Source organism: Martinezella sp. CNPSo 3957 (genome assembly GCF_057784395.1).
In genome coordinates this window covers 21,893-46,861 of sequence record NZ_JBXSOU010000011.1, presented here as the reverse complement: position 1 = coordinate 46,861, position 24,969 = coordinate 21,893, and the positions used below count along the sequence as shown (strand labels likewise).

General features: G+C 61.0%; 25 protein-coding genes. 12 read left to right on the top strand and 13 right to left on the bottom strand.

Annotated features, from left to right (window positions below; all coding sequences use genetic code 11):
• Positions 1 to 4: 4 nt before the first annotated feature.
• Entirely contained in the window at positions 5 to 352 is a 348-nt protein-coding gene (locus AC13QE_RS23095; RefSeq protein ID WP_113409068.1) for a CAP-Gly domain-containing protein, read from the bottom strand.
• Positions 353 to 844: 492 nt separating this feature from the next.
• On the opposite strand from AC13QE_RS23095, the gene AC13QE_RS23090 reads away from it, so the two are divergent.
• Both AC13QE_RS23090 and pdxA read left to right on the top strand, forming a co-directional pair.
• Positions 845 to 2,029 (top strand): four-carbon acid sugar kinase family protein, encoded by a 1,185-nt coding sequence (locus AC13QE_RS23090; protein ID WP_488485431.1) that lies wholly within the window; start codon positions 845 to 847, stop codon positions 2,027 to 2,029.
• The gene (gene pdxA, locus AC13QE_RS23085; RefSeq protein ID WP_488485430.1) at positions 2,026 to 3,039 is read left to right on the top strand and encodes a 4-hydroxythreonine-4-phosphate dehydrogenase PdxA; all 1,014 of its coding nucleotides are present in this window, start codon (positions 2,026 to 2,028) and stop codon (positions 3,037 to 3,039) included. Before AC13QE_RS23090 ends, pdxA begins: the two co-directional genes overlap by 4 nt.
• An 8-nt stretch (positions 3,040 to 3,047) precedes the next feature.
• On the opposite strand, the gene AC13QE_RS23080 is transcribed toward pdxA, so the two are convergent.
• Positions 3,048 to 3,959, bottom strand: coding sequence for a LysR family transcriptional regulator (locus tag AC13QE_RS23080; protein ID WP_488485429.1), 912 nt, complete (start codon positions 3,957 to 3,959; stop codon positions 3,048 to 3,050).
• 113 nt (positions 3,960 to 4,072) lie between these two features.
• Here AC13QE_RS23080 and AC13QE_RS23075 point away from each other — a divergent pair, with 113 nt between their 5' ends.
• The 3 genes from AC13QE_RS23075 to AC13QE_RS23065 all read left to right on the top strand — a co-directional run bounded on the left by AC13QE_RS23075 (position 4,073) and on the right by AC13QE_RS23065 (position 6,370).
• On the top strand, positions 4,073 to 4,819 hold the full coding sequence (locus AC13QE_RS23075; protein ID WP_488485428.1) for an SDR family oxidoreductase: 747 nt from the start codon (positions 4,073 to 4,075) through the stop codon (positions 4,817 to 4,819).
• Between the two features lie 102 nt (positions 4,820 to 4,921).
• Positions 4,922 to 5,395 carry a VOC family protein gene (locus AC13QE_RS23070; RefSeq protein ID WP_488485427.1) on the top strand — a complete coding sequence of 158 codons (474 nt, stop codon included), beginning with the start codon at positions 4,922 to 4,924 and terminating at the stop codon, positions 5,393 to 5,395.
• A 231-nt stretch (positions 5,396 to 5,626) separates the two neighbouring features.
• A complete protein-coding gene (locus AC13QE_RS23065) occupies positions 5,627 to 6,370 on the top strand; it encodes a metallophosphoesterase (RefSeq protein ID WP_488485426.1) in 744 nt (247 codons plus the stop codon).
• 56 nt (positions 6,371 to 6,426) lie between these two features.
• Here the strand turns inward: AC13QE_RS23065 and AC13QE_RS23060 are convergent, their stop codons facing one another.
• From AC13QE_RS23060 to AC13QE_RS23040, 5 genes are all read right to left on the bottom strand, one after another.
• Positions 6,427 to 9,585 (bottom strand): efflux RND transporter permease subunit, encoded by a 3,159-nt coding sequence (locus AC13QE_RS23060; protein ID WP_488485425.1) that lies wholly within the window; start codon positions 9,583 to 9,585, stop codon positions 6,427 to 6,429.
• Positions 9,586 to 9,608: 23 nt separating this feature from the next.
• Positions 9,609 to 10,757: an efflux RND transporter periplasmic adaptor subunit gene (locus AC13QE_RS23055; RefSeq protein ID WP_488485424.1), complete on the bottom strand. Its 1,149-nt coding sequence runs from the start codon at positions 10,755 to 10,757 to the stop codon at positions 9,609 to 9,611.
• A gap of 61 nt (positions 10,758 to 10,818) precedes the next feature.
• Positions 10,819 to 11,427: a TetR/AcrR family transcriptional regulator gene (locus AC13QE_RS23050; RefSeq protein WP_488485423.1), complete on the bottom strand. Its 609-nt coding sequence runs from the start codon at positions 11,425 to 11,427 to the stop codon at positions 10,819 to 10,821.
• Positions 11,428 to 11,655: 228 nt separating this feature from the next.
• Positions 11,656 to 12,135 (bottom strand): hypothetical protein, encoded by a 480-nt coding sequence (locus tag AC13QE_RS23045; RefSeq protein ID WP_488485422.1) that lies wholly within the window; start codon positions 12,133 to 12,135, stop codon positions 11,656 to 11,658.
• Between the two features lie 117 nt (positions 12,136 to 12,252).
• A complete protein-coding gene (locus tag AC13QE_RS23040) occupies positions 12,253 to 12,684 on the bottom strand; it encodes an OsmC family protein (RefSeq protein WP_004117925.1) in 432 nt (143 codons plus the stop codon).
• Between the two features lie 343 nt (positions 12,685 to 13,027).
• On the opposite strand from AC13QE_RS23040, the gene AC13QE_RS23035 reads away from it, so the two are divergent.
• Both AC13QE_RS23035 and dgoD read left to right on the top strand, forming a co-directional pair.
• On the top strand, positions 13,028 to 13,822 hold the full coding sequence (locus AC13QE_RS23035; protein WP_488485421.1) for a FadR/GntR family transcriptional regulator: 795 nt from the start codon (positions 13,028 to 13,030) through the stop codon (positions 13,820 to 13,822).
• 30 nt (positions 13,823 to 13,852) lie between these two features.
• Positions 13,853 to 15,001: a galactonate dehydratase gene (gene dgoD, locus AC13QE_RS23030; RefSeq protein WP_092712672.1), complete on the top strand. Its 1,149-nt coding sequence runs from the start codon at positions 13,853 to 13,855 to the stop codon at positions 14,999 to 15,001.
• 427 nt (positions 15,002 to 15,428) lie between these two features.
• On the opposite strand, the gene AC13QE_RS23025 is transcribed toward dgoD, so the two are convergent.
• The 6 genes from AC13QE_RS23025 to AC13QE_RS23000 all read right to left on the bottom strand — a co-directional run bounded on the left by AC13QE_RS23025 (position 15,429) and on the right by AC13QE_RS23000 (position 19,657).
• Complete coding sequence (locus tag AC13QE_RS23025) at positions 15,429 to 16,145, bottom strand: Bax inhibitor-1/YccA family protein (RefSeq protein ID WP_106999018.1); 717 nt, start codon at positions 16,143 to 16,145, stop codon at positions 15,429 to 15,431.
• A gap of 22 nt (positions 16,146 to 16,167) precedes the next feature.
• Entirely contained in the window at positions 16,168 to 16,938 is a 771-nt protein-coding gene (locus tag AC13QE_RS23020) for an anti-sigma factor family protein (protein ID WP_488485420.1), read from the bottom strand.
• Positions 16,925 to 17,464, bottom strand: a complete 540-nt coding sequence (locus tag AC13QE_RS23015) for a sigma-70 family RNA polymerase sigma factor (RefSeq protein ID WP_015341246.1) — start codon at positions 17,462 to 17,464, stop codon at positions 16,925 to 16,927. The genes AC13QE_RS23020 and AC13QE_RS23015 overlap by 14 nt, the downstream gene beginning before the upstream one ends.
• A gap of 65 nt (positions 17,465 to 17,529) precedes the next feature.
• Entirely contained in the window at positions 17,530 to 18,453 is a 924-nt protein-coding gene (locus AC13QE_RS23010; protein WP_488485419.1) for a bestrophin family protein, read from the bottom strand.
• A gap of 124 nt (positions 18,454 to 18,577) precedes the next feature.
• Positions 18,578 to 19,330: a peptide-methionine (S)-S-oxide reductase MsrA gene (msrA, locus tag AC13QE_RS23005; protein ID WP_488485418.1), complete on the bottom strand. Its 753-nt coding sequence runs from the start codon at positions 19,328 to 19,330 to the stop codon at positions 18,578 to 18,580.
• 117 nt (positions 19,331 to 19,447) lie between these two features.
• The gene (locus AC13QE_RS23000; RefSeq protein ID WP_488485417.1) at positions 19,448 to 19,657 is read right to left on the bottom strand and encodes a SlyX family protein; all 210 of its coding nucleotides are present in this window, start codon (positions 19,655 to 19,657) and stop codon (positions 19,448 to 19,450) included.
• 236 nt (positions 19,658 to 19,893) lie between these two features.
• On the opposite strand from AC13QE_RS23000, the gene AC13QE_RS22995 reads away from it, so the two are divergent.
• The 5 genes from AC13QE_RS22995 to AC13QE_RS22975 are packed head-to-tail and all read left to right on the top strand — an operon-like array spanning position 19,894 to position 24,934.
• Complete coding sequence (locus tag AC13QE_RS22995) at positions 19,894 to 20,727, top strand: metallophosphoesterase family protein (RefSeq protein WP_488485416.1); 834 nt, start codon at positions 19,894 to 19,896, stop codon at positions 20,725 to 20,727.
• The gene (locus AC13QE_RS22990; protein ID WP_488485415.1) at positions 20,724 to 21,887 is read left to right on the top strand and encodes an ABC transporter ATP-binding protein; all 1,164 of its coding nucleotides are present in this window, start codon (positions 20,724 to 20,726) and stop codon (positions 21,885 to 21,887) included. The genes AC13QE_RS22995 and AC13QE_RS22990 overlap by 4 nt, the downstream gene beginning before the upstream one ends.
• Positions 21,880 to 22,803, top strand: coding sequence for a carbohydrate ABC transporter permease (locus AC13QE_RS22985; RefSeq protein ID WP_488485414.1), 924 nt, complete (start codon positions 21,880 to 21,882; stop codon positions 22,801 to 22,803). Before AC13QE_RS22990 ends, AC13QE_RS22985 begins: the two co-directional genes overlap by 8 nt.
• A complete protein-coding gene (locus tag AC13QE_RS22980) occupies positions 22,800 to 23,636 on the top strand; it encodes a carbohydrate ABC transporter permease (protein WP_488485413.1) in 837 nt (278 codons plus the stop codon). Before AC13QE_RS22985 ends, AC13QE_RS22980 begins: the two co-directional genes overlap by 4 nt.
• 32 nt (positions 23,637 to 23,668) lie before the next feature.
• Positions 23,669 to 24,934 (top strand): ABC transporter substrate-binding protein, encoded by a 1,266-nt coding sequence (locus AC13QE_RS22975; protein ID WP_488485412.1) that lies wholly within the window; start codon positions 23,669 to 23,671, stop codon positions 24,932 to 24,934.
• Positions 24,935 to 24,969: the final 35 nt, after the last annotated feature.

Here is a 24,969-nt window from a genome sequence, read left to right as displayed (position 1 = left end):
CCCGTCAGACCTTTTCCTTTTTCTTAGTCTTGACCTTCGGCTCGGCAGGCGCATCCGGCGTCGGCGCGAGCAGCTTTCTGAGCGAGGCGATCTTGTCCTTGACCAGCGGGCGGAAGCGGCTGGCGCGATAGGGCATGTCGGCGGCGCCATAGCCTTCCGGCCCGTCGTCATTGCCGCGATGGATTTCCTCCAGCTTCACGCCGATGAAGGTGCCGTCGACATAATGCGTATATTCGCCGACCCAGCGGATGGTGTAGATCGTCCCCTTGCGGATCAGCTGATCGATGCTGACATGCTTGAACTTATCGTCGATGCAGACGACCTTCTGGCCCACATGGAAATCGTAGCTCACCCTGCCCTCCTTGAAGCGACTGAAGCGATCCGCCGCGCGGTTCACTTACAAGCATATCCGCATATGCGCCAGTGGGTAAACGCGGGCAGACGTCGCAGCCCGGGTGGATGAAATGGCAGGCAGTTGCATAGGGATAGGTTCGCCCCTCATCCGTCCTCTCACAGTTTCGCTTCGCTCAACTGTTCTAGTCCACCTTCTCCCCGCACGCGGGGCGAAGGGGCTTGGCGGGATCGCCCCCTCTCCCCGTTTTGACGGGGAGAGGGCTGGGGTGAGGGGCGCTTTTTGTTTCAGATGCAGTCGCCTGCTCCAATGGCGGAAGGAGTTGTGCGACAGCGATCTCATAGGCGACGGCCCAACATGACTCGGTGACAAAGCAATCCGTTGACATCCTTCATGGAAGGCTGGAGATTGCGCTTCATCCAAGCCGCCGCAAGGCCTCACGTCCATTTCCATATCCGATACCCGCAAGGCCCGCTGAAGGCTTTTCCGCCAATGCCCACTCTCCGCCTCATTGCCGATGATTTGACCGGCGCGCTCGATACCGCCGTCGAATTCGTCGGTGTCTACGGGCCAATCGCGGTCGAGCGCAGCGATGCGCTTTCCACGAAGCTGCCGGATTGCCTGGCGATCGACAGCGGCACCCGAGAGAAAACGGCCGCCGAAGCAGCTGATATCGTCGGCGGCATCGCGCCGCTGCTGCAAGGCGCCGATCTCGCCTTCAAGAAGGTGGACAGCCTGTTTCGCGGCCCCTGGGCGGCGGAATTGGCCGCCTGCTTCCGGCTCGGCCATTGGCGGCATTGCATCCTCGCGCCGGCCTTTCCGCATCACGGGCGGCATACACGCGGCGGCCGACAGGTGCTTTATGCCGGCAAGGACGCGTGGCGCGACATCAGCGGCGATCTCGTCACGCATCTGCGAGCCGAGGGATTGCCGGCCTTCAACACGACGCTCGATAACCTCGAAAACCAGCCCATTCCGGATGGCATCCATGTTTTCGATGCGCATACGGATGACGATCTCGATGCCGTCATCGCATGGGTATCGTCGCAGCTGGAGGGGCCAATCCTCTGGAGCGGCACCGGCGGCCTCGCCCGCGCTCTGGCACGCAATATCGACCGGGCAATGCACCACCGCTCTCCCGCCAGGAAAAACGAAGGCAAACGCCGCCCAACGCCATCGGTCCCCATCTCGCGCAAGCTGCAAAGGCCGGTGCTCGGCCTCTTCGGCTCGGATCAGCCGATCACGTTGGCGCAGCTCCAGGCCTGCGGCCCCAACTGGCTGAAGCTTGTGGAAGGCGCGGATGCCGATGCCATCGATCATCAAATTCAGCAAAGTGGTGTCGCCATGGTCAGCCTCGACTTGCCGACTGGACTTGAACGCGATGATGCTGCAAGGCGAATCGCGGCGAGCTTCGGCGGCATGGCCAAGGCGCTGCCCGCCCCGGGCACATTGATCGTCGCCGGCGGCGAGACCCTGCGCAATCTCTGCTCGGCGCTCGATGTGGCAGCCCTCAGCATCACCGGCCAGGCCGCACCCGGCCTCCCCCGCTCGACGATCGTCGGCGGCCCGTGGGAAGGTACCACCGTCATCTCCAAGTCTGGGGCCTTCGGCGGCCCGACCCTGTGGCGCGACCTCTTGAGTGAAAACGGGCTGATTGCCGGAGGAGAAGAACCATGACGCGGCATCTGGCGATCACCATGGGCGACCCCGCCGGCATTGGCCCGGAAATCATCGTCAAGGCTGCGATGCGGCTGAAGGATCGACTTGAAGAAGGTAAGTTAAAACTTACAATTATCGGCAGCGGCCCGGCCCTACGGCTTGCCGAGCAGCAGCTTGGCCTCGATATCGAGATTCCCGAGACTGAGATGGAGAGCGACTGGCCGAACCTCTGCTTCATCCAGGCTGATGCCGAAGGAGAGCCGATCCTGCCGGGCCGGCTTTCTGCAGACGGTGGACGCATGGCGTTCAAGGCGATCGAAAAGGGCGTTCAACTCGCCATGTCAGGCAAGGTCGGCGGCATCGTCACCGCGCCGCTTAACAAGGAAGCGCTGAACAAGGCCGGCTTCCATTATGCCGGCCATACCGAGCTGTTGGCGGAACTGACCGGCGCGCGTGGCTCTGTCATGATGCTCGCCCATGGCAATATGCGTGTCAGCCATGTCACCACCCATGTCGCGCTGGAGGATGTGCCGAAGCGACTGACGCCGGAGCGCCTGCGGCTCGTCATCGACCTCACGCACAAGGCGCTCAACAATCTCGGCATCGCGAAGCCAAAGATCGCGGTGGCTGCGCTCAATCCGCATGCCGGCGAAGGCGGTCTCTTCGGCCGGCAGGATATCGACATCTCCGCGCCGACCATCGCCAAGGCGGTGTCCGATGGGCTCGATATCGTCGGCCCCGTCCCCGGCGACACCGTCTTCGTCAAGCTGCGTGCCGGCCAATATGATGCCGTTGTCGCCATGTATCACGATCAAGGCCATATCCCCGTCAAGTTGCTGGGTTTCGAGATCGATCCCGCGACGGGCAAATGGATGGATCTGTCCGGCGTCAACATCACCCTCGGCCTGCCGATCGTGCGCACCTCGGTCGATCACGGCACCGCCTTCGACATCGCCGGCAGAGGCATCGCCAATGAACACAGCCTGATCGAGGCCATCGAATTCGCTGAAAGGTTGGCGGGCGGCTGATAAGAATCTTAAGCCGCCGATGTCTCGCCAAAGAGCTGATCGGTGCGCTCGGAGAGCAGCGCAAGAAAGGCCTTCGTCCTCGCCGCAGGCCGCAGTCCCGGCGGATAGATTGCATGGACGTCCACGCGCCTGAACTCATAGGAGGGCAGCACGGGAACGAGCCTGCCTTCGGCGATCTCCCTGCCGCAGACGACAGCGAACAAGGAACCTATTCCCCTTTCCGCCAGCACCACCTCCATAAGCGGCCTCCAGTGATTGACGCGCCATGTGGTGCGGATCGGCGCTTCTACCATCCCACCATCTGAGCCGATCAGTTGCAGTCGCTCATCCGCCGCGAAACCGGCGACCCGAATGAAAGGATGCGCCGCGAGCTCCGCCGGTTCGCGCGGCTGTCCGTGTCGTTCGATGTAGCCGGGAGCGGCCAGCATGAGCCGGCGCATCGTCCCCAGCCGGCGAGCGATGAAGTTGCCACTGCCGATCTCGCCCATGCGGATAGAGAGATCCACGCCTTCGGTCAGCGGATCGACGAAGCGGTCGTTCAGGGTTACGTCGATGGCCAGGGCCGGATGTAGTCTCTGAAACTCGATGAGCAACCTGGGCAAGGTCATCTCGCCTAGCCCGTGCGGCGCAGCGATCCGAAAGGTTCCGGTCAGCGATGTCTCGGCCGATGCGACGGAAGCCTCCGCCTCCTCGGCGGCCTCGATAGCGCGCTTGGCATAGTCGTAGAAGCGCGCCCCCGCATCGGTCGCCTGCACCGATCGGGTCGTGCGGTAGAGGAGCCGCGCGCTCAGATGTTTTTCCAGCTTCTCGACACGTTCGCTAACAGTGGGCTGGCCAAGGCCAAGATCGCGCGCGGCGGCCGAAAGGCTGCCGCGTTCGATGACGCGGATGAAGATGCGCATGGCGGAAAGCATGTCCATGACGAAATTCTATCGTCTTTTACGATAAATGACATCGCCGTTCGCTCTCTTCCGAAGAAAATGCCGATCGACGAACTAGAGACCGGTCAACAATCCAAATCGGAGAACCAGTCTTGCAGACCAGCACCATTCAATCGGGCAACATCCAGCCTCAATCCCTCCAGGGTCAGAATGTCGTCATCATCGGCGGCTCTTCGGGCATCGGCCTGGCGACCGCCAGGCGGGCCAAGGAAGCCGGCGCAAATCTCTTTCTGCTATCCCGCAATCCGCAGCGTCTTCACGAAGCTGCGGAAGCGATCGGCGGCGCGACCCAGATCGTCGCGGACATCGCCGCACCGCAGCCGACGATATTCGCCGGGATCGACAGGATCGACCATCTGCTGATCACGGCCGGCACCGTGCACCTGCAGCCGCTGAAGGATCAGTCCGAGGCGGATCTCTCGAAGGTCATGAGCGAGCGCTTGATCGGGCCGCTACTCGCCATCAAGGCCGCTCTCCCCCTGCTGCATAGCGCAAGTTCGATTATCCTGACCTCCGGACAATTCGCCTCCCGCCCAGCCGCCATCGGTGCGGTCGTGGCCGCCGCCGTCGCCGCGGTAGAAAGTACGGTTCGTGCGCTTGCCCTTGAACTGTCGCCGATGCGCATCAACGCGATCTCGCCGGGATGGGTGGATACGCCGCTGCTCGATGGCCTGATGGGCGAGGCCAAGCGGCAGGTGCTCGAACAGACTGCCTCGACGCTGCCGAGCCGCAATATCGGCAGGCCGGAGGATATCGCCGAGGCGATCCTGTTCCTGATAACGAACCGCTTCGTGACGGGAGAGGTCTTGCACATCGATGGCGGCGGTCGCCTCGTTTAATGGCCGGCGGCCGGCATAGGGTCGAAAAAATTTTCGCCACCCTGTCGGCCCTGCCGCTCCTCCTTCGTCCTCAGGGCTTCCAATCGGAGAGAGGAGTACCCAATGTCCAAGATTGCCCCATGCCTGTGGTTTGCACGAGAAGCGGAGGAAGCAGCGAATTTTTATGTTTCGCTCTTCCCCGACTCCCGGATCGATCATGTGCAGAAGAACGTCGTCGATACGCCTGGCGGCAAGCCCGATGAGGTTCTGGTCGTTACTTTCACGCTCGCCGGCCAGCGCTTCATGGCACTGAACGGCGGCGACCGCATCGAATACAATCATGCGATCTCGCTGGAGGTGGATTGCGCCGACCAGGCTGAGGTCGACCGCCTTTGGGACGGTCTTGTTGATGGCGGCACGCCGGTGGAATGCGGTTGGGTGACGGATCGCTACGGTGTCTACTGGCAGGTCATTCCGACGGTGCTCAGCAAGTATATCGCCGATCCGGATCCGGCCAAGGCGGCCCGCGTCATGCGAGCCCTTATGGGCATGGTCAAACTCGACATTGCCGGCCTCGAAGCCGCCTATCGCGGCTGAGCGGGGTAATCCTTCGGGAGGTTACACAAGGTGCGACCTCCCGAAGATGATCCCGAATCTTTCTGCAATTTCAGCGGTTCAGACCAATGCCGGCGCCCGTAAGACTTGCAGCAACTCCAAGCTTGGAATACCGTCCGTTATAGGCTCGTCAAAGGCGGGTTTCTCGATACCATTCAAGCGATTGGACTGCCGCGCCGTTCAGGCACGACCCGGCAGGAAACGGCCGATTTCATGCAGCATCCAAGAGAGCGTATCGATCTCACCGGACGCGACTATGCCGCGATCTATGCGCTGAGCGACATCCACGGCTCCTATGACGAAATGGTGGAGGCGGAAAGGCGCATCGTTGCGGATGCCCGCACCCTTCCCGGCCGAAAGCTCCTGATGTACCTCGGCGATTATGTCGATCGCGGCCCGCGCTCCAGTGACGTGCTGGCCCATCTCAGCGCGCCGCCACCGGAAGACTTCGACCGCTATGCGCTTTGCGGCAATCACGACGATGCCTTCCTGCGCTTTCTCGATGATCCCGAAACCAACAGCCACTGGCTCGAATTCGGCGCGCTGCCGACACTCGCATCCTACGGCATCGATGCCGGACATCTTCTTTTCGATCTAGGCTATAGCATCCGGCAATTGCGCGACATGACGCTGAACGCCATGCCGCCGGCGCATGTCGATCTGCTGCGTTCATTGGCTGTAGCCGTCATTTTAGACTCGACGCTCTTCGTGCATGCCGGCATTAAGCCCGGTATCCCCTTAAGCATTCAGACGGATGAGGATCTGATGTGGATCCGTGAACCCTTCCTGTCGGAAGGGCCGCAACTGCCGCTACTGGTCATCCACGGCCACACACCGCATTCGCACGCCACCTTCGGCTCGGGCCGCATCGGCATCGACACCGCGGTTTCCATGGGCGGAAGCCTGACGATCCTCAAGATCGCCGATGGCAGACCGACGATCCTCCAGTCGATCTGAACGGTTCAAACAAATATCCCGGCTCGAAGCCGGGATATTTGTTTCTTTCAGGCGTCCTACTCCGCTGCCACCGCCGGCGGCAGCTGAACCGTATTGCCCTCTTCCTCGTCGGCCTGCTCGCTGGCAACCGGCTCCGCCGACTTGCTCTTGGGATCGCGTCCGAAGAACAGAGCATAGCCGGCAGGCAGCACGAAGATCGTCAGCACGGTCGCAACCAGGATGCCGCCCATCATGGCGTAGGCGAGCGGCCCCCAGAAGACACCGCGCGAGATCGGGATCAGCGCCAGCACTGCCGTCAGCGCCGTCAGCATGATCGGCCGGAAACGACGCACGGCCGATCCGATGATCGCTTCCTTCCTATCCATCCCCGCCGCGATATCCTGGTCGATCTGGTCGACGAGGATGATCGAGTTGCGGATGATGATGCCGAGCAGCGCGATGACGCCGAGGATCGCAACGAAGCCGAAGGGCGCACCGCTGATGAGCAGAGCCCCGGCCGCACCGATAATGCCGAGCGGGCCGGTGGCAAGCACCAGCATCGCCTTGCCGAAATGCTGCAGCTGCGCCATCAGCAGCACGACGATTATGACGAGCATGATCGGCGCCTTGGCGGCAATCGAGGCCTGGCTTTCGGCGCTGTCCTCGGCACCGCCCTGGATTTCGATCTTGTAGCCAGCCGGCAGGCTGTTCCTGAGATCGGCCATGTCGTTGTAGAGCTTGGCCGTCACGTCGTTCGACTGCACGTTGTCGGGCAAGGTTGCCCGCACTGAGATGGTCGGCAGACGATCCCTGCGCCACTCGATGCTCTGCTCCATGACAGGCACGATCTTGGCGACCTGCGACAGCGGCACGAACCCGCCGGAGTCTGTGGGAATATAGACCGAGTTCACCGAGGTCAGCAGGTGGCGGCTTGCCTCCGGCTCGCGGGCAACGATCCCGACGGTTTCCTCACCCTCGCGATAATTGTCGAGCGTGAAGCCGGACATCGAGGCCTGCAGCATCTGGCGGATGCGCTGTGAGGTGACGCCGAGAGCTCGGGCGCGGTCCTGATCGATCACCAGCTTCATAGCCGGCACCGGCTCAAGCCAGTCGTCATGGATGGCGCCGAGCAGCGGGTTTTGGGTAAAGCGCTGCTTCACCTCGTCGGCAATACGGCGAACCTCCTGCCGATCCGGACCCATGACGCGCAGCTGTACGGGCCAGCCGGTGGGCGGACCGAGGAACAGGCGGTCGACCTTGCCACGAACGGAGGGGAAATCCGCCGCCAGGATACCGCGCATCTTGGTGATCAGCCGCTCGCGGGCCGGCTCGTCCTTGGCCATGACCAGCATCTGGGCATAGTTCGGATTGGTGAGCTGCTGATCGAGCGGCAGGAAGAAACGCGGTGCGCCCTGACCGACATAGGTGGCGATGAAGCGCTTGTCCGGATCATCGGCCAGGCGTGCCTCAAGCGCCTGCGCCTGACGCTCGACTTCCTTGATGCTGGTGCCTTCAGGCAGCCACAAGTCCACGAGGATTTCCGGACGCGACGACTGCGGGAAGAAGTTCTGCGGAATGAACTGGAAGGACCAGAGGCTGCCGACAAAGGCGGCGAGCGTCAGAAGCAGAACGATAACGCGGTGGCGTACGGCCCAGGCGACCGAGGCGTGCAGACGGCGATAGAATCGCGTGTCGAACACATCATGATGCTCACCGGCATGATGCCGTTGTTTGAGGATCATGTAGCCGAGCCATGGCGTGAAATAGACAGCCACGAACCAGGAGACCACAAGCGCGATGCCGACAACGTAGAAAAGCGAACGGACATATTCGCCTGCTGTCGATGCCGCAAATCCCACGGGGATGAAGCCGGCTGTCGTGATCAGCGTGCCGGTCAGCATCGGGAAGGCGGTGGAGGAATAGGCGAAGCTGGCAGCATCGAGCTTCACCAGCCCCTCTTCCAGCTTGCGCTCCATGAGCTCGACCACGATCATGGCGTCGTCGACCAGCAGGCCGAGTGCGATGATGAGCGCGCCGAGCGAAATGCGCTGCAGATCGATGCCGAGCTCGTACATGATGGCGAAAGTCGCGGCCAGCACCAGCGGAATGGCGATGGCGATCACGAGGCCGGAACGCCAGCCGATCGACAGGAACGAGACGATCAGCACGATGACGAGAGCTTCGCCGAGCGCGTGCATGAATTCGCTGATCGCGTCGGTGACGACATCAGGCTGATTGGCGATCTGATCGACCTGAACGCCGACCGGCAGCGAGGCTTCGAAGCGCTTATAGGTTTCCTCGACCGACGTACCGACATCGGTCACCTTGAAGCCTGGAGCCATGACGACCCCGAGCTGCACACTTGGATGGCCGTTGTAGAGGAACTTGGCCGTATAGGGGTCCTGCAGCCCGGCGGTGACGGTGGCGATATCGCCGAGGCGGGTCACCTGGCCACCGGCGTTGAGCCGCAGGTTCTTGATATCCTCTATCTTGTTGACATCGCCCTCGACCGAGATGCGCACGGAGCGGGTGCTGGTATCGACATTACCGGCCGGATCGACGTTGTTCTGGCCGATAATGGCGTTCTTCAGGTCGTTGAGCGTCAGCCCACGCTCGGCCAGAACCTTGGAGGAGACGTCGATATAGATCTGCTCTGCCTGGTCGCCGATGATGGTCGCCTTCTCGACGCCGGGCGTCGAAAGCAGCATGTCGCGGGCCTGGATGGCGAATTTCTTCAGCTCCGGATAGGTGTAGCCGTCGCCGCTGATCGAATGCAGCGTGATGAAGGTATCGCCGAATTCATCGTTGAAATAGGGGCCGAGCAGGCCAGACGGCAGCTCGTTGCCGATATCGCCGACCTTCTTGCGGATCTGGTAGAAGGCATCCTTCACTTCGGCGGTGTTGGTATCGCCCTTGATCTGGATAGTGGTGATGGCAAAGCCGGCGCGGGTATAGGATTTGACCCAATCGAGATGCGGCGTTTCCTGCAGCTTGCGCTCGATCTTGTTGACCACCTGGTCTTCCATGTCCTGCAGCGAGGCACCGGGCCAGACGGTCTGCACGACCATGACGCGGAAAGTGAAATCCGGGTCTTCCTTCTGACCCATATGGGTCAGGCCGAGCGCGCCGGCGATGATGATGAGCCCGAACAGGAAGCGAGCGATGCTTGGATGGGCGATCGCCCACCGCGACAGGTTGAAACGCTTCCTCTCACCGGAGGTGCTATTGATGGACATAATCTCGTCCCCCTCGATCCGGGTCAGCGTACGATATCCGCCGAGGCGGCGTTGATTTCTGCGGAAGCCTGCTGGGCTGATGCAGCCGGAAGCTTGACCTTCATGTTCTCGGTCATGAATTGCGTACCGGCAGCGACAACGACATCGCCGGCTTTCAGGCCATCAGCGACCCGTACGCCGTCATCGGCGAAATCGGCAACCTTGATGGCACGGGAATGCACTGTGCCTCCGCTCCGATCGACAATCCAGACGATCTGCTTGCCGTCCTTCTGCGCAAGCGCGCTCAGCGGAATGGAAACATAGGACTGGGTATTGTCGGCAAGCGCCTCGATCGTCGCAGTCATGCCGAGCAGCACCCGCGGATCGTTCGGCACGCTTACACGCACGGCGAAAGTACGCGACTGATCGGCACTCCCTGACACTTCCCGCACTTTTCCATTGAGCACGAGGGCGGCGTCGGACCAGAAGCGCGCCTTGACGTCCTTGCCGACCTTGAATTGGGCGATGTCCATTTCTGGGACAGCGACCTGCACTTCCTTTTCGCCATCGACGGCAACGGTGATGACGGGTGTGCCGGAACTGACCACCTGGCCTACATCGGCATTGATTGTGGTCACGATGCCGTTCATGTCGGAGGTCAGGTCGGCATAGGCGACCTGGTTCTTCGCTTCGGTCAGGGCCGACGCCGCAGAATCCCGGGTCGAGACGGCCTGCTCGTAGGAAAGCTCCGCCTGTTCGAGTTGCGACTTGGAGGTGACATTCTTGTTAAAGAGTGTCTGCGCACGCGTGCGGGCAAGCTCGGTCGTCTGCACCTGTTTCTCAGCCGCATCCAGATCGGCCTGCGAGCGGCGCACCGCGAGAATATAGTCGGTGGCGTCCATGCGGGCGATCACATCGCCGGGTTTTACCCTCTGGCCGATATCCACCTTGCGCTCGACGATCTTACCGTTGACACGAAAGCCGAGATTCATGTCCGTCCGCGCGCGAACGACGCCGGAATAATCAAGCTTGCGCGTCGTGTCAGCTTGAGCGATTTCAACGACCTTGACCGGCCGGACCACCTCCGCCGTCTCCTCTTTTTTCTCGTTGCAGCCCGTAAGCCCAAGCCCAAAAGCGGCAAAGAGAGCCGCACCAGCAATGGTCCGTAAGGTGTTGGTCGTCAGCGAAACCATGTCGCTCTCCTAAAGTCGAACAAAAGAGTGGAAGCACGCCGGCCATCCGGTGCGCGTATTGCTATTTCTTCAAGGCCCTGATGGCGAATTCGATGAGATCCTCGGGTTCGGCCCGGTTTGTCTTGGCGAGGCACTGGGCCACCATCTGCGGGTGACAGAGATTGATGGTCGCCGCGCCGAAACATTTGGACGCGACATAGGGGTCCTGCTTGACGAACTCACCGGCGGCAATACCCTCCGCAATGATCTCGGCGATCAGATCGTGGATGCGATCGATATGTTTTTCGATGACGTGCCAATCGCGCTCGATGGCGACAACGACCATCTCGTGAACCTTCTGCTCGTCGAGCATGGTTTCCAATATCATCTTGTACTGGGATAGCGCGTAGGTCCGCAGCCGCTCGCTCGCGCTGATCGGCTGATTGCGGATGCCAAGAGCCATCTGATAGCTCTGGCCGAGCATACGCCCACAGATAGCCTGATGGATTTCCGTCTTGGAACCGAAGAAACGATAGATATTCGCCGTCGACATGCCGAGATCGCGCGCAATATCGGCTACGTTCGTCTTGTTGTATCCGTAGTGGCGAAACAGCTTTTCGGCGGCATCAAGAATGCGCGTGATGTTTTCCTGGCGGGCAGGATCGGCGTTGACATCGGAAAGGTCGAGCATAAAGGAAGCCTGATAGATTACGAGTGACGATTTTCAATTTTCGTCACTCGTAATCTATCAGAGTGCCGATGTCAAGAAGCCGCCCACAACCGTAGGCAGCTTCAGATGCTACTGAATAAACCGATGATGCGGCGAAGAACTTGAAACAACAGTTAAACGTTCAACAACGCTCCTTGCGGAACGGGCTGAAAGTGTCCGGCATTTTGTCGCAGGCCAATCCCTGTGCGATCAGGCACCCACAAGTGTCGGATGGAAACGACGAAGGCTGAAAAAGCCGACGAAGACAATGACCACCAAAAGCGCCACCTGCGCCGCAAGGATCGGCGGCTCGTTACCGGTAGGCGCCAGCGCATTGAGTGCCGGTATCTTCTGGAACGATTGGATGATGAGCACCAGACAGTTGAAGAACAGCAGCACGAGCGCACCGATCACGAAGATGGCACGCCATAGGCCGGCAAGGTGGAATGTGTAACGCGCCAGCGCCGTCGGAATGAAGATAAGCAGACAGATGATGCCGACAATGATCGCCGGCGTCACGCCATGAAACGGGAACAGAAAACCCGTCAAGCTGGTGAGAGCAGTCGTCAGCATATAGACGAGCGTCGAGCGGTTATGACGGTCGGCGGTGAGAAAGCCGTAGGCTACCACGATGCCGCTGATGATGGCGACCAAGCTGATGACGACGTGAATCAAGAGAATTCCAGACATTCGCCCCTCCAAGGGGCATTGCATTCCGATGGAAATGACAGCCCAACGCCCCGAATGCGGAATATATACGAAACGCGCCGCGCCAGCCAGCGCGACGCGAGAGCCTGAAAAGGCCACTTAGGCGGCGTGAACTTCCAGGGAGATCGGAACGGAGGCAAGCGCCTTGGAAACCGGGCAACCGGCTTTCGCCTTGTTGGCAAGCTCGGTGAAGGTCGCTTCATCGGCGCCAGGCACCTTGCCGGTCAACGTCAGGTGGATGGCGGTGATGGCGAAGCCGCCTTCGACGCTTTCGAGCGTCACCTTGGCCGTCGTCTCCATGCTTTCGGCGGTGAAACCGGCCTCGTTGAGGATCAGCGACAAGGCCATGGTGAAGCAACCCGCATGAGCCGCGCCGATCAGCTCTTCCGGATTGGTGCCAGCAACGCCTTCGAAACGGCTGGCGAAGCCGTAAGGATAGTGATTGAGTGCGCCGCTTTGGGTCGAGATCTGACCCTTGCCGTCCTTCAGACCGCCCGACCATTGAGCCGAACCCGTACGATTGATCTGCATGTCGTTCTCCTTGTCGTTGAATGAACTTGCGGAGGCGGTCCCGCCTCCCGGTAACGATCGACGGCAGGCGGAATGGCCGCCTGCATCGTCACCATAATCCTTCTATCTCTCGAAGACGACGCCGCAGTAACAGCAGGGGCGCCGACTTTGAAAAGCCTGGTGGCCGCGGATTGTTCCCAAACGGTTGGAATGCAGCAACCTAAATCATCATACAAGAATATTGCCAATGTATGATGATTAGCGTATCCTCATCTCAATGCGAAAAGGGACGGTGCCAATACGCCCAGCTCCTTCGCAGCGAGAGGTTTCCGCAGAGAATGCGGAATGGTGCGGAGGAAAGAGCGTGGAATCGCTGCAAGGGCAGGAGCATGGCGCGTCGGCCAAGCCTGAGCGTCGGCCGCGTGTGCGTAAGAATGTGACGGCGGCAATCGCTGAAGACATCTGCGCCGAACGCTATCCCTCCGGCTCGACCCTGCCGCGCGAAAACGATCTTTGCGAAATGTACGGCGTCAGCCGCACGGTCATCCGTGAATCCCTCAAGGTGCTGGAGTCCAAGGGCCTCGTGCGCGGCAAGCCACGCATCGGCACCACTGTCTGCGACAGGGATGACTGGAACATTCTCGACCAGGATGTGCTGGAGTGGATGGGCCCTTATATCGCCGATTTCGATATTCTCGATTCCATCCTCGAAGCACGCCGCACCATCGAACCCGCTGCTGCCGAATATGCGGCGGAACGAGCGACAGCGCGCGAGATTGCCGATCTGGAAAACGCCTGGGAGCGCATGCGCGACAGCGGCGATGATCCGGAAGGCTTTACCGAAGCCGACGTGACCTTTCACAAGCTGCTGCTCAGCGCCAGCCACAACCAGGTGTTCCGGCGCCTCTCCAGCGCCATGCATGCCGGCCTCAAATATGCGCTGCACGCTTCCAACGTCGCCGCCGACAGCCGCGACGAAGCAATCGCCGTGCACGGCGAACTCGTCGAGGCCCTGCGCCTGCGCGACCGCGATGCGGCGCGCGCCTGCGCTCACCGTATGCTCGATCTTGCCGCCCGTGATCTCGCCGTCGAACGACGGCTGGACAAAGGCCGGAAAACAAATCCCGAAACCCCGAGATCTGCGGTCTCACGCCGCTGACACAACCCAAAGCCAAACGGAATCATTCCCATGAAAATCACCAAGCTCACGACCTATATCGTTCCCCCGCGCTGGCTGTTCCTGAAGATCGAGACCGATGAAGGCATCGTCGGCTGGGGTGAGCCCGTGGTCGAGGGCCGTGCGCTGACCGTACAGGCGGCCGTGCACGAGCTGGAAGATTATCTGATCGGCAAGGATCCGTTCCTGATCGAAGATCACTGGAACGTCATGTACCGCGCCGGCTTCTATCGCGGCGGCGCCGTCCACATGTCGGCCCTGGCCGGCATCGACCAGGCGCTCTGGGACATCAAGGGCAAGGCGCTGGGACAGCCGATCCATTCGCTGCTCGGCGGCCAGGTGCGCGACAAGATCAAGGTCTATTCCTGGATCGGCGGCGACCGTCCCTCGGACGTTGCCAACAATGCCAAGGACGTCGTCGCCCGCGGCTTCAAGGCGATCAAGCTCAATGGCTGCGAGGAAATGCAGATCGTCGACACCTATGACAAGGTGGAGAAGGCTGTAGAAACCATCGCCACCATCCGCGAGGCGATCGGCCCCTATATCGGCATCGGCGTCGATTTCCACGGCCGCGTCCATCGGCCGATGGCCAAGGTGCTCGCCAAGGAGCTCGAGCCCTACAAGCTGCTCTTCATCGAAGAGCCGGTGCTGTCGGAAAACCGCGAGGCGCTGAAGGAAATCGCCAATCATTGCTCGACGCCGATTGCGCTCGGCGAACGCCTTTATTCGCGCTGGGACTTCAAGTCGGTCCTGTCGGACGGCTATGTCGACATTCTGCAGCCCGACCTGTCGCACGCCGGCGGCATCACCGAGTGCCGCAAGATCGCGGCGATGGCCGAAGCCTATGACGTGGCGCTTGCCCCGCATTGCCCGCTCGGCCCGATCGCGCTTGCCGCCTGCCTGCAGGTCGATGCCGTCAGCTACAATGCCTTCATCCAGGAACAGAGCCTCGGCATCCACTACAACAAGGGCAATGATATCCTCGACTACATCTCCAACAAAGAGGTGTTCCAGTATGCCGACGGCTTCGTTTCGATCCCGCAGGGTCCCGGCCTCGGCATCGAGGTCGACGAAGCCTATGTCATCGAACGCGCCAAGGAAGGCCATCGCTGGCGCAACCCGGTCTGGCGCCACGAGGACGGCAGCGTCGCCGAATGGTAAGACTACGCTCGTCCCGTGACGGACGAGAAACCGCATATCTCCAATGATGAAAGGCCCGATGGCAGCAGATCTGCGCTATCGGGCCTTTTCTTTAGAGCAGTTCCAGCAAAAGTGCGAAGCGGTTTTGCGTCCGGAACTGCGTAAAAACAAGAAGATAGAGCGTTTTCGCGATTCGAAGAAAAGCGGAAATGCTCTAGACAGTGCTCTCTTAATCCCGCGCCCTCCCCTTTGTCGCCAGGCGGCGAATAGCGCGGCACATCCGGTGTGCCGCTCTCCTCAAAAAAGTTGCGCCTGCAGTATCGGCGCAGATACTGCAGGCGCGTCATGCGTCTCAACAAGCCCCCAGGGAGACGCATTCCCGGAGCATGATCACCAAAGGCGTGGAGTGCCCTTTAGCTCAGACCATGCTCAAGCAGGCAATTTCAAACTACTCCCGCTCGCCGGTGAAGTTCAGCAGCAGCTGGAAGATGTTGACGAAGTTCAGGTAGAGCGACAGGGCACCGAAGACGGCAAGCTTCTGCTGCGATTCCTGATCGTAGTTTTCGGCATACTGTTCCTTGATGTTCTGCGTATCCCAGGCGGTCAGGCCGACGAAGACCACGATACCGATGACCGAGATGGCGAACTGCAGCGCGCTCGAGCCCAGGAAGATATTGACGATGCTGGCGATGATCACACCGAACAGACCCATCATCAGGAACGAGCCGATGTTGGAAAGGTCACGCTTCGTCGTATAGCCGTAGAGGCTGGTCGCGCCGAACATGGTCGCGGCAATGAAGAAGGTGCGCGCGATGCTCGTACCGGTGAAAACCAGGAAGACCGAGGCCAGCGACAGGCCCATGACCGCGCAGAAGGCCCAGAACATCATCTGCGCCGTTCCCGCCGACATCGACTGGATGCGGAACGAGAAGAAGAACACGAAGGCAAGCGGCGCTAGCATGACAACCCACTTCAGCGGGCTCTGGAAGATCGGCACATAGAGCGCCGGCGTCGTGCCGACGATCAGCGCGACGATTCCCGTCACGACGAGGCCGATACCCATATAGTTGTAGACGCGCAGCATGTGCCGGCGCAGCCCTTCGTCGAAGAGCGCCTGAGAGCCGGCGGCGGCTCCGTAGCCGTATCGCGGATTGGTCGGGTTCATGGTCGTTCTCCTTTAATCCAAACTAGTAGAGGCTGCGGGCAAGCTTTTCGGCATCGCCGTCAAGCTGACCCGCCTTGCCGTTGCCGATCAGCGCATAGGCGACTTCGCCAATCTGCCAATAGGCAGCCTGGACATCGTCACGCTTGATGTGACTGACATCCTGGACGGCGAAATTGCCCGGGCGGACGGCAAACAGTGACAAATGTCCGTCTTCGCCGGCATCGACCATCATTTCGACGCTCGGTCCGAATTCGGACGGATAGATTTGCGTATCGGTGACACGCCAGCCACCCGGCAGCTCCGGCAATATGATTGCCGTGGATGCGCGGATTTCATCCGGATTGTAATTCGCAGCCGCCGACTGCGGCTTGATCTCTTCGCGCATAGCGGTCGTCTGGTAGGCACGCACCGCATCGTCGACGAAGGCCGGTGGACGTGTCGACGCGCTGACCTCGCTCGCCGTGAAGGCGCCGAAGGACGTATGCGCGACCCAGCCGGTCGTGACCAGCACGGCGATGGCGGCGATACGCTGAAACGAGCCCAGCACGCGGCCATAGGCCAGCCCGCGCTCCAGCCGCCGTGCGGCCTCCCGCGTTTCCGCCCGGACCACATGGCCTTCTCCGGCCAGAGCCATGCGCAGCTCGCCGCGGATGCTCATATCGGCCATTACCTTCGCGGCAATCTCCGGATGCTCCGAAAGATAGGATTCCACCTCGACACGGCGCGCAAGCGTAAGCTCGCCGTCGACATAGGCGTCGAGATCGGTATCGATGATCGGATCAACGATTTTCATTGCCGCCTCCCTCGATAAGCCTGAGATGCGAAACCTTGGAGGCGGTCTCCTCGAAACTACGAAGCGTCGCGCGAGCCCGGGCAATGCGGGACATCAGTGTGCCGACGGGAATGCCAAGCGCTGATGCCGCCTCCTGATAGGAGAGGTCCTCGATCGCCACGAGATGCAGCGCCTCACGCTGCTCCTCGGGCAGACTGAAGAAAGCTTCGCGGACCTGGTTCAGGCGAACCGTGTGATCCTGCGATGCCGGCAACGCCGTTTCGAGGTCGGCCGCAGCCTCCTCGTGACGACGGCTCAGCGACTTTTTCTGGCGCAGGCGGTCGATATGCACATTGTGCAGGATCGACAGCAGCCACGTGCGCAGATTGCCGTCGCGCCTGAACGATGCCTTACGCTCATAGGCCTTGACCAGTGCGTCATGCACCAGATCCTCAGCCTCATCCGCATTGCGCACGAGCGAGCGGGCATAGCGTCTCAGCGAACCGAGCTGCCCCAAAACATCGAATGTGCGTCCTTTGCGTTCCATACACCTATATACGGAAGCACTCCGGATTCTATTCCATCGCCCGGCGAATATTTTTTGCTGATTTTTTACATCAGCAGGAAATCCTTGGGCTGCGGCAACGGCGGCAGGTCGGTTTCCCCAAGCGCTTCGCGCAGATTGATCTCGATCGTATCGGCAAGCGCGCCGATGGCGAGCGCATTGGGGCGCTTGCCGAAAGGGTCTTCCAATTCGTCGCCCAGCGCATCCAGGCCGAAGAAGGTGTAGGCGATGAGCGCCGTAACAAAGGGCGAGCCCCAGCCGAGCGTATCGACATAACCGAAAGGCAGCAGGAAACAGAAGAGATAGGCGGTGCGATGCAGAAGCAGCGTATAGCCGAAGGGCAGCGGCGTGTTGCGCAGCCGCTCGCAGGCCGCCTGCACCGCACCCATCTGGCCGATGCTGACATCCAGCATCTGATATTGGATATCCGAAATCGCGCCCGATGCTTTCAGCCGCGCGAGATCGGCGGACATGAGACGCAGAATGAGATCGGGCTTGTCGCGGGCCGCGTGATAGAATTCCGCCTCGCTCGGGGTCAGCAGCCGTAGCACCTTGCTCTCGTCGCTGCCGGATCGCAGAAGACAGACGAGCGCCTGTGTGAAGGCGATGGTCAGGCGCAGCAGGTTATTGCGCGCCTCGATACCGGCCTCCCCTGCACTCTCCAGCACCAGCGTCTGCCGGGCAAAGCCGCGCGCGAGATGGACGAGCTGCCCCCAGTCACGCCTGCCCTCCCACCAACGATCGTAGCAGGCATTGTTGCGGAAGCCGAGGAAGATCGAGAGGGCGATACCAAGCAGCGAAAGCGCTGATCCGTTAAAGGAAACAATGAGGTTCGGCCGAGCCTCATGACCCCAGACGATCAGCACCGATAACAAAAAGATGGCGATGATCTGCGGCAGGATGCGCCGGATGATCGACCCGCGGACGATGAAGAAAAGCTGGAAGAGATTCGGCCGGTCGCGGACGATCATGACGAAACGCACTCTCGATGAATGTCTGACGGCGCAGCAATACACCAGACGAGCCGGGAGTAACGAGCATTTCTTGCAAGGCGGCCCTGACCGGCTGATATCGCTTGCCGGTCAGGGCAGGCCATCATTTCACACTGGCGCTTGCCGTCACCAGAACCGGGTCGGCGCGATAATCGCCGGGAAAGAGATGCTGCAGGTTCTTGATCTTGGGCAGGTCGTTGATGACGATATAGGGATAGGTCGGATGCGTCGTCAGGAAATCCTGATGATAGGCCTCGGCCGCATAAAATTGCCGCGCAGGCTCGATCTTGGTGACAACAGCCGCATCGAAGACCTTGGCGTGGTTGAGCTGCTCGATATAGGCCTTGGCAATGTCGGCCTGTGACTGGCTGGTCGGGAAGATGGCCGAACGATACTGCGTGCCGCTATCCGGCCCCTGACGGTTCAGCTCCGTCGGATCATGCGCCACCGAGAAATAAATCTGCAGTAGATGCCCGTAGCTGATCTTATGGGGATCGAAGACGATACGCACGGATTCGGCATGGCCGGTATCGCCCGTACTCACTACTTCATAATGGGCCGCATCCTTGCTGCCGCCCGTATAGCCCGAAGTCGCGCTGATCACGCCGTTGACGTGCTGGAAGACGCCCTGGACGCCCCAGAAGCAGCCGCCGGCAAGCACCGCTGTCTCCGTGCCCGATGAACCTGCCTTTTCATCCATACCCGGCGGCGGGATGACGCGTGCATCCTCGGCCGATGCGCGGCCGACAAATTGCAGTGCGATGGCGCCGACCAGCACAGCGGCCGCCATGAGTCCGGCAAGGCGCGCAACCCGCGCTGAACCGATGCGGATCATATCTGTCGATGAAGTCTTCATGACACTCTCCTCTCGACCGCCATTCTAAACTCTTCGGTCACAAGGAGATACGGGAAGGCGAGGCTCAATGTTACACACGCCCGCGTGCAACACCGAAACGTGAACGCCGGATGCAGCTCAGTAGTGCGGCGGCTTGGTAATGGCCGGTGCGTCGAGCGACTGCTCCTCCAGCGTCAGAAACCGCTCGGTCAGCCGGTCTAGCTTCTGCCTGGTCTGCTCGACTACCTTCCATTGCTCGGCGAGCTGATCGGAAAGCTCCTCGATCGTCTTGCCCTGGTAGGCGACCGTTTCCTCAAGTTTGGTGATGCGGCTCTGTTCGTCTGACATGTCTGATCCCTTTCGCAACGATCTACAGCACCGGTACCGTCGCGTACAGCCCTTCCATTCCGCATGAGGCGAGCTGCAGCGTCGTTTGACGGTAATGTGACAAAACTGAAAAACAGCTGAAAAGACCCGTTACCTAAATGACATGGCGGCCTTCTAAAGAGAGCGCAGAGACGCGCCGGTTTTGAAGGCCATTCCTTCCGCAGGCGCACCCTTTCTGAAGACTGCGGAGAAGCGCCTTGAAGATCATCCAGATCACTGACACGCATTTGAGCCCCAACAAGCCGCATTTCAACGGCAATTGGGAGCCGCTGGCGAAATGGATCGAGGCAAGCGGCGCCGATCTCGTCGTTCACACCGGCGATCTCAGCGTCGATGGCGCCGACAAGGACGAAGATCTCATCTTTTCGATGGATCTGATGCGGCAGGTCTCCCTGCCGATGCTGATCGTGCCCGGCAACCACGATGTCGGCCACCTGCCCGGCTCCTATCAGCCCGTCAATCCAGAGCGGCTGGAGCGCTGGCGCCGCCTCGTCGGTCCGGACTACTGGGCGAAGGATGTCGGCAACTGGCGCCTGATCGGCCTCAACAGCCTGCTGATGGGCTTCGAGGATGCCGAGGAGCAGAAGCAGTTCGACTGGCTGCAGGAGAAACTCGAAAGCCGGAGTGAGCGCCGCATTGCGCTCTTTGCCCACAAGCCGCTCTTCGTCGATGCTCCCGATGAGGGCGATACCGGCTACTGGAGCGTGCGTCCGTCGCAGCGCAGCCGGCTCTATGATCTGATCGCAGCCCATGACGTGGCTCTCTTCGGCAGCGGCCACCTGCACTGGACCTGGGAAGGCCGCTTCAACGATACCAACCTGGTCTGGGCACCGCCCGCAGCCTTCATCCTCGGCGAGATGGAACGCGAAATGCCGGGCGAACGCCTGATCGGTGCCGCAATTCACGAGCTTGGCGAGACGGTCTCGACCGAGCTTGTCGCCATTCCCGGCATGACCGCTTACTTCCTCGATGACGTCGTCGTGGAAGTCTATCCGCAAGCAGCCCCCAAGGCAAAGGAGCCGACCGAATGAGCGCACTTTCGCTTCGCGGCATCGCCAAATCCTTCGGCGGCAATGCCATTCTCAAAGGCGTCGATCTCGATGTCCAACCCGGTGAGTTCATTGCGCTCGTCGGCCCGTCCGGCTGCGGCAAGAGCACGCTGCTGCGCATCCTCGCCGGCCTCGACCATGCCGACAGCGGCGAAATCATCCTCGGCGGCAGCGATGTTTCCGGCGTCGCGGCGGCGGACCGCAACATCGCCATGGTCTTTCAGTCCTATGCGCTCTATCCGCACCTGACGGCCTCGGAAAACATCGCCGTGCCGCTCGCCATGCGCCGCCTGTCGCGCGTCCAGCGTCTGCCCTTCATCGGCTCGCTGATCCCCGGTCAGCGCGCGGCCCGCACCGGTATCATCCGCGACGTCCGCGAAATGGCCGTCTCGCTGAAGATCGATCATCTGCTCGACCGCAAGCCCGGGCAGATGTCCGGCGGCCAGCGTCAGCGCGTGGCGCTTGCCCGTGCCATGGTGCGCCGCCCCGCCGTCTTCCTTATGGACGAGCCACTTTCCAATCTCGATGCCAATCTGCGCGTCCACGCTCGCGGCGAAATCGTCGACCTGCATCGCCGCGCCGGCGTGCCCACGGTCTACGTCACCCACGATCAGGCCGAGGCGCTGTCCATGGCTGATCGCGTCGCCGTCATGATTGGCGGCCAGCTGCTGCAGCTCGCCTCGCCGCAGACGATCTATGACGATCCGTCCCATGTCGAGGTCGCCCGCTTCGTCGGTCAGCCGCGCATCAACCTTTTACCGGCGCTCGCCGAAAACGGCATCGTCGCCTTCGGCGGTATCCGGCTTGCGCTGGAAGATGGCGATGTTACCGGCAAGAACGTGACCCTCGGCATCCGTCCGGAATTTGTGAGCATCACGCAAAACCGCCAGGATGCGCTCGCCGCCCATATCGAGCGAATGGAGTTCCTCGGCTCCGAAGTCATCCTCTACGCCAAGCTCGATGCCATCGGTGAGACCATGGTCGTCAAGCTCTCGCCGGCCGAAGCTGCCGGCCTTTCCGCCGGCATGCCCATTGCGCTGACGCTCATGGCCCAACAGGCGATGGTCTTCGCTGAAGACGGTCGCCGTTTGCGCGCGAGCCCGACCACCGTCGACGCCACGCGGGAGAAGGCGCATGGCTAGCATCGCTGCCACTTCCCTACCGATGCAGGCGGCCGCGGCGCGCGAGCGAAGCGAGGCCCGCACGGCCCTGCTCTTCGCCCTGCCCGCCATCATCCTGATCGTGCTCTTTATCATCGTGCCGATCGTCGCCGTCGTCGTGCTCGGCTTCACGGACTTCCAGCTCGGCGACAAGAGCCTGCGCTTCGTCGCCTTCGAAAACTACGCGCATCTGCTGCATGACCGCGCCTTCGTAAAGTCGCTCTGGAACACCGCGACCTATACCGCCATCGTCGCGCCCGTCTCGATCGCGCTTGGCCTCGGCGTCGCATTGCTGATCGAGAGCGAAGGCATCGGACGCAGCTTCTTCCGCACGGCCTATTTCCTGCCCGTCGCCTCGCTGATCGTCGCCATGGCGACCGTCTGGCAGTATCTCTTCCACCCCACCATCGGTCCGATCAACGCTCTGCTTGGCGAGATCGGCGTGCGTGGGCCAAACTGGCTCGGTTCGTCGGCAACAGCGCTCTACAGCCTGTCGATCATCGGCGTCTGGCAGTCGGTCGGCTTCAACATGGTGCTGTTCCTCGCCGGCCTAACGGCCATCCCGCGCGAGCTTTATGCCGCAGCCGAAGTGGATGGCGCGAAATCGGCATGGGACCGCTTCTGGCTCGTCACCTGGCCAATGCTTGGGCCGACGACGCTCTTCGTGACCACGATCAGCATCATCAATGCGGTGAAGGTCTTCGACACGGTGAAGGCCCTGACCGACGGCGGCCCGAACCATGCGTCCGAGGTGCTGCTTTTCACCATCTACCAGGAAGGCTTCGTCTATCTCCGGGTCGGCTATGCCTCGGCGATGACCACGGTGTTCCTCGCCATCCTCGTGGTGTTGACCTTCCTGCAATATCGCGCCCAAGACCGGCAGGTGCATTACACATGACCTCGACAGGCTTCACTCCCGGCCGCATCCTGCGCCTCTCGCTGCTGATCCTGGGCTCGCTCATCTTCCTCGCGCCCTACATCTTCATGATCTCGACCGCCGGCAAGGCGCAGGACGATATCTTCACCTCAGCTCTGAAGCTGATCCCGACGCATTTCTATTACGTCGAGAATATCGCCAAGGCGCTGAGCAAGGTTGACATGGGAACGCTGCTGTTCAACGGCGTCCTGGTCTGCGGCCTAATCTTCTTCTTCCAGGTGCTGATCGCCATCCCCTGCGCCTATGCCATGGCGAAGCTGAAATTCCCGGCGGCGCGCATGATGATGGTGCTGGTCATGCTCGGCCTGCTGGTCCCGATCCATGCAACGGCGCTGCCGCTCTATGTCGGCTTCAACAGCCTGTCGCTGCTGAACAGCTATACGGCTCTCGTCGCACCCTTCTCGATCTCGGTCTTCGCGATCTTCATGTTCCTGCAGTTCTTCCGTTCCATGCCGGATGATCTGATCCATGCCGCCCGCCTCGACGGCATGTCGGAAATCGGCATCGTCGCCCGCGTCATCGTGCCGAATGCCTGGCCCGCAGTCACCGCTTTCGCGATCTTCTCGGTCGTCGCGCACTGGAACGACCTCTACTGGCCGCTGATCGTCATTACCAAGCAGGAATATTTCACACCACCGCTGGGTCTCATGTATTTCCGCGCCGCCGAAGCCGGCGACGACTACGGCGCGCTAATGGCGGCAACCCTGATCATCACCCTTCCCCTCGTCGCGGCGTTCCTTCTGGCACAGAAGCGTTTCGTCGAGGGCATCACCATGACCGGTCTCAAAGGCTGATCGGTTCGAAATTCGAAAACGGAGAACGAGCGATGAAGCATATCACCCAGATTCTCGCCGCTGCGGCCATTTCTATGGTCGTGACGGTCCCGGCCTATGCCGAAACCACCCTGACGGTTCATTATCCCATGCCGGGTTTCTTCAAGAACGTGATGGACACGATCTCGAAGAAGTTCATGGAAGAAAATCCCGACATCAAGATCCAGTTCGCCGCCCCTTCGGCCACCTATGAGGAAGGCATCCAGACCATCCTGCGCCAGGCCGGCACCAGCGAAATGCCGGATGTCACCTTCATCGGCCTCAACCGCCTGCGCATGATCGACGAGCGCAATGTCGCCGTCGACCTTGGCCCCTTCGTCAAGAAAGAGGACAACATGGCCGAGAAAGGCTTCTCGGACACCATCCTGAAGCTCGCCCAGGTCAAGGGCAAGCAGGTCGGCCTCGCCTTCGCGACATCCAACCCGATCATGTACTACAACGCCGACCTGGTGAAGGCTGCCGGCGGCAACCCGGACAACCCGCCGAAGACCTGGGACGAGGTCATTACGCTTGCCGGCAAGATCAAGGCGCTCGGCAACGGCGTCGACGGCATGGACTTCCGCTGGCAGGGCGACGACTGGATGTTCTCCGCCCTCCTCTTCGGCGCTGGCGGCAAGATGCTGAGCGACGACGAGACGAAGGTTGCCTTCAACGGTCCCGAGGGCCAGAAGGCTGTCGAACTGATCCAGCGCTTCGTCAAGGAAGGCGGCATGCCGGTCTTCACCAAGGCTGCCGGCGAACAGGCTTTCGCTGCCGGCAAGGTCGGCTTCGAATTCCAGACGACCGGTGCTCTCGTCAACACCATCAAGAATGTCGGCGCCAAGTTCGATCTGCGCACCGCCAAGCTGCCGCTGATCGACCCGGTCAACGGCCGTCTGCCGACAGGCGGCAACGCCGTCGTCATCTTGACTCATGATCCGGTCAAGGAAGAAGCCGCCTGGAAATTCGCCAAGTTCGCCGCCGGCCCCTATGGCGCCTCGGTCGTCGTTCCCGGCACCGGCTATGTTCCGAACAACGAGCTTGCCGCCAAGTCGGCCGAATATCTCGGTGACTTCTACAAGAAGAACCCGCTGTTCCAGGCTGGCCTCAGCCAGATGTCGATCATGGTTCCCTGGTATGCCTTCCCGGGCGCGAATGGCGTCAAGGTCACGCAGACCATCGTCGACAATCTCTCGCGCATCGTCGATGGTTCGGCCGCTCCGAAAGAAGCGCTCGATGATGCCGCTTCAGACATAGAAGGCCTGCTGCCGCGCAGCTGATCTTTCGAACCGATCTGAACAATCCGCGCCGCCTC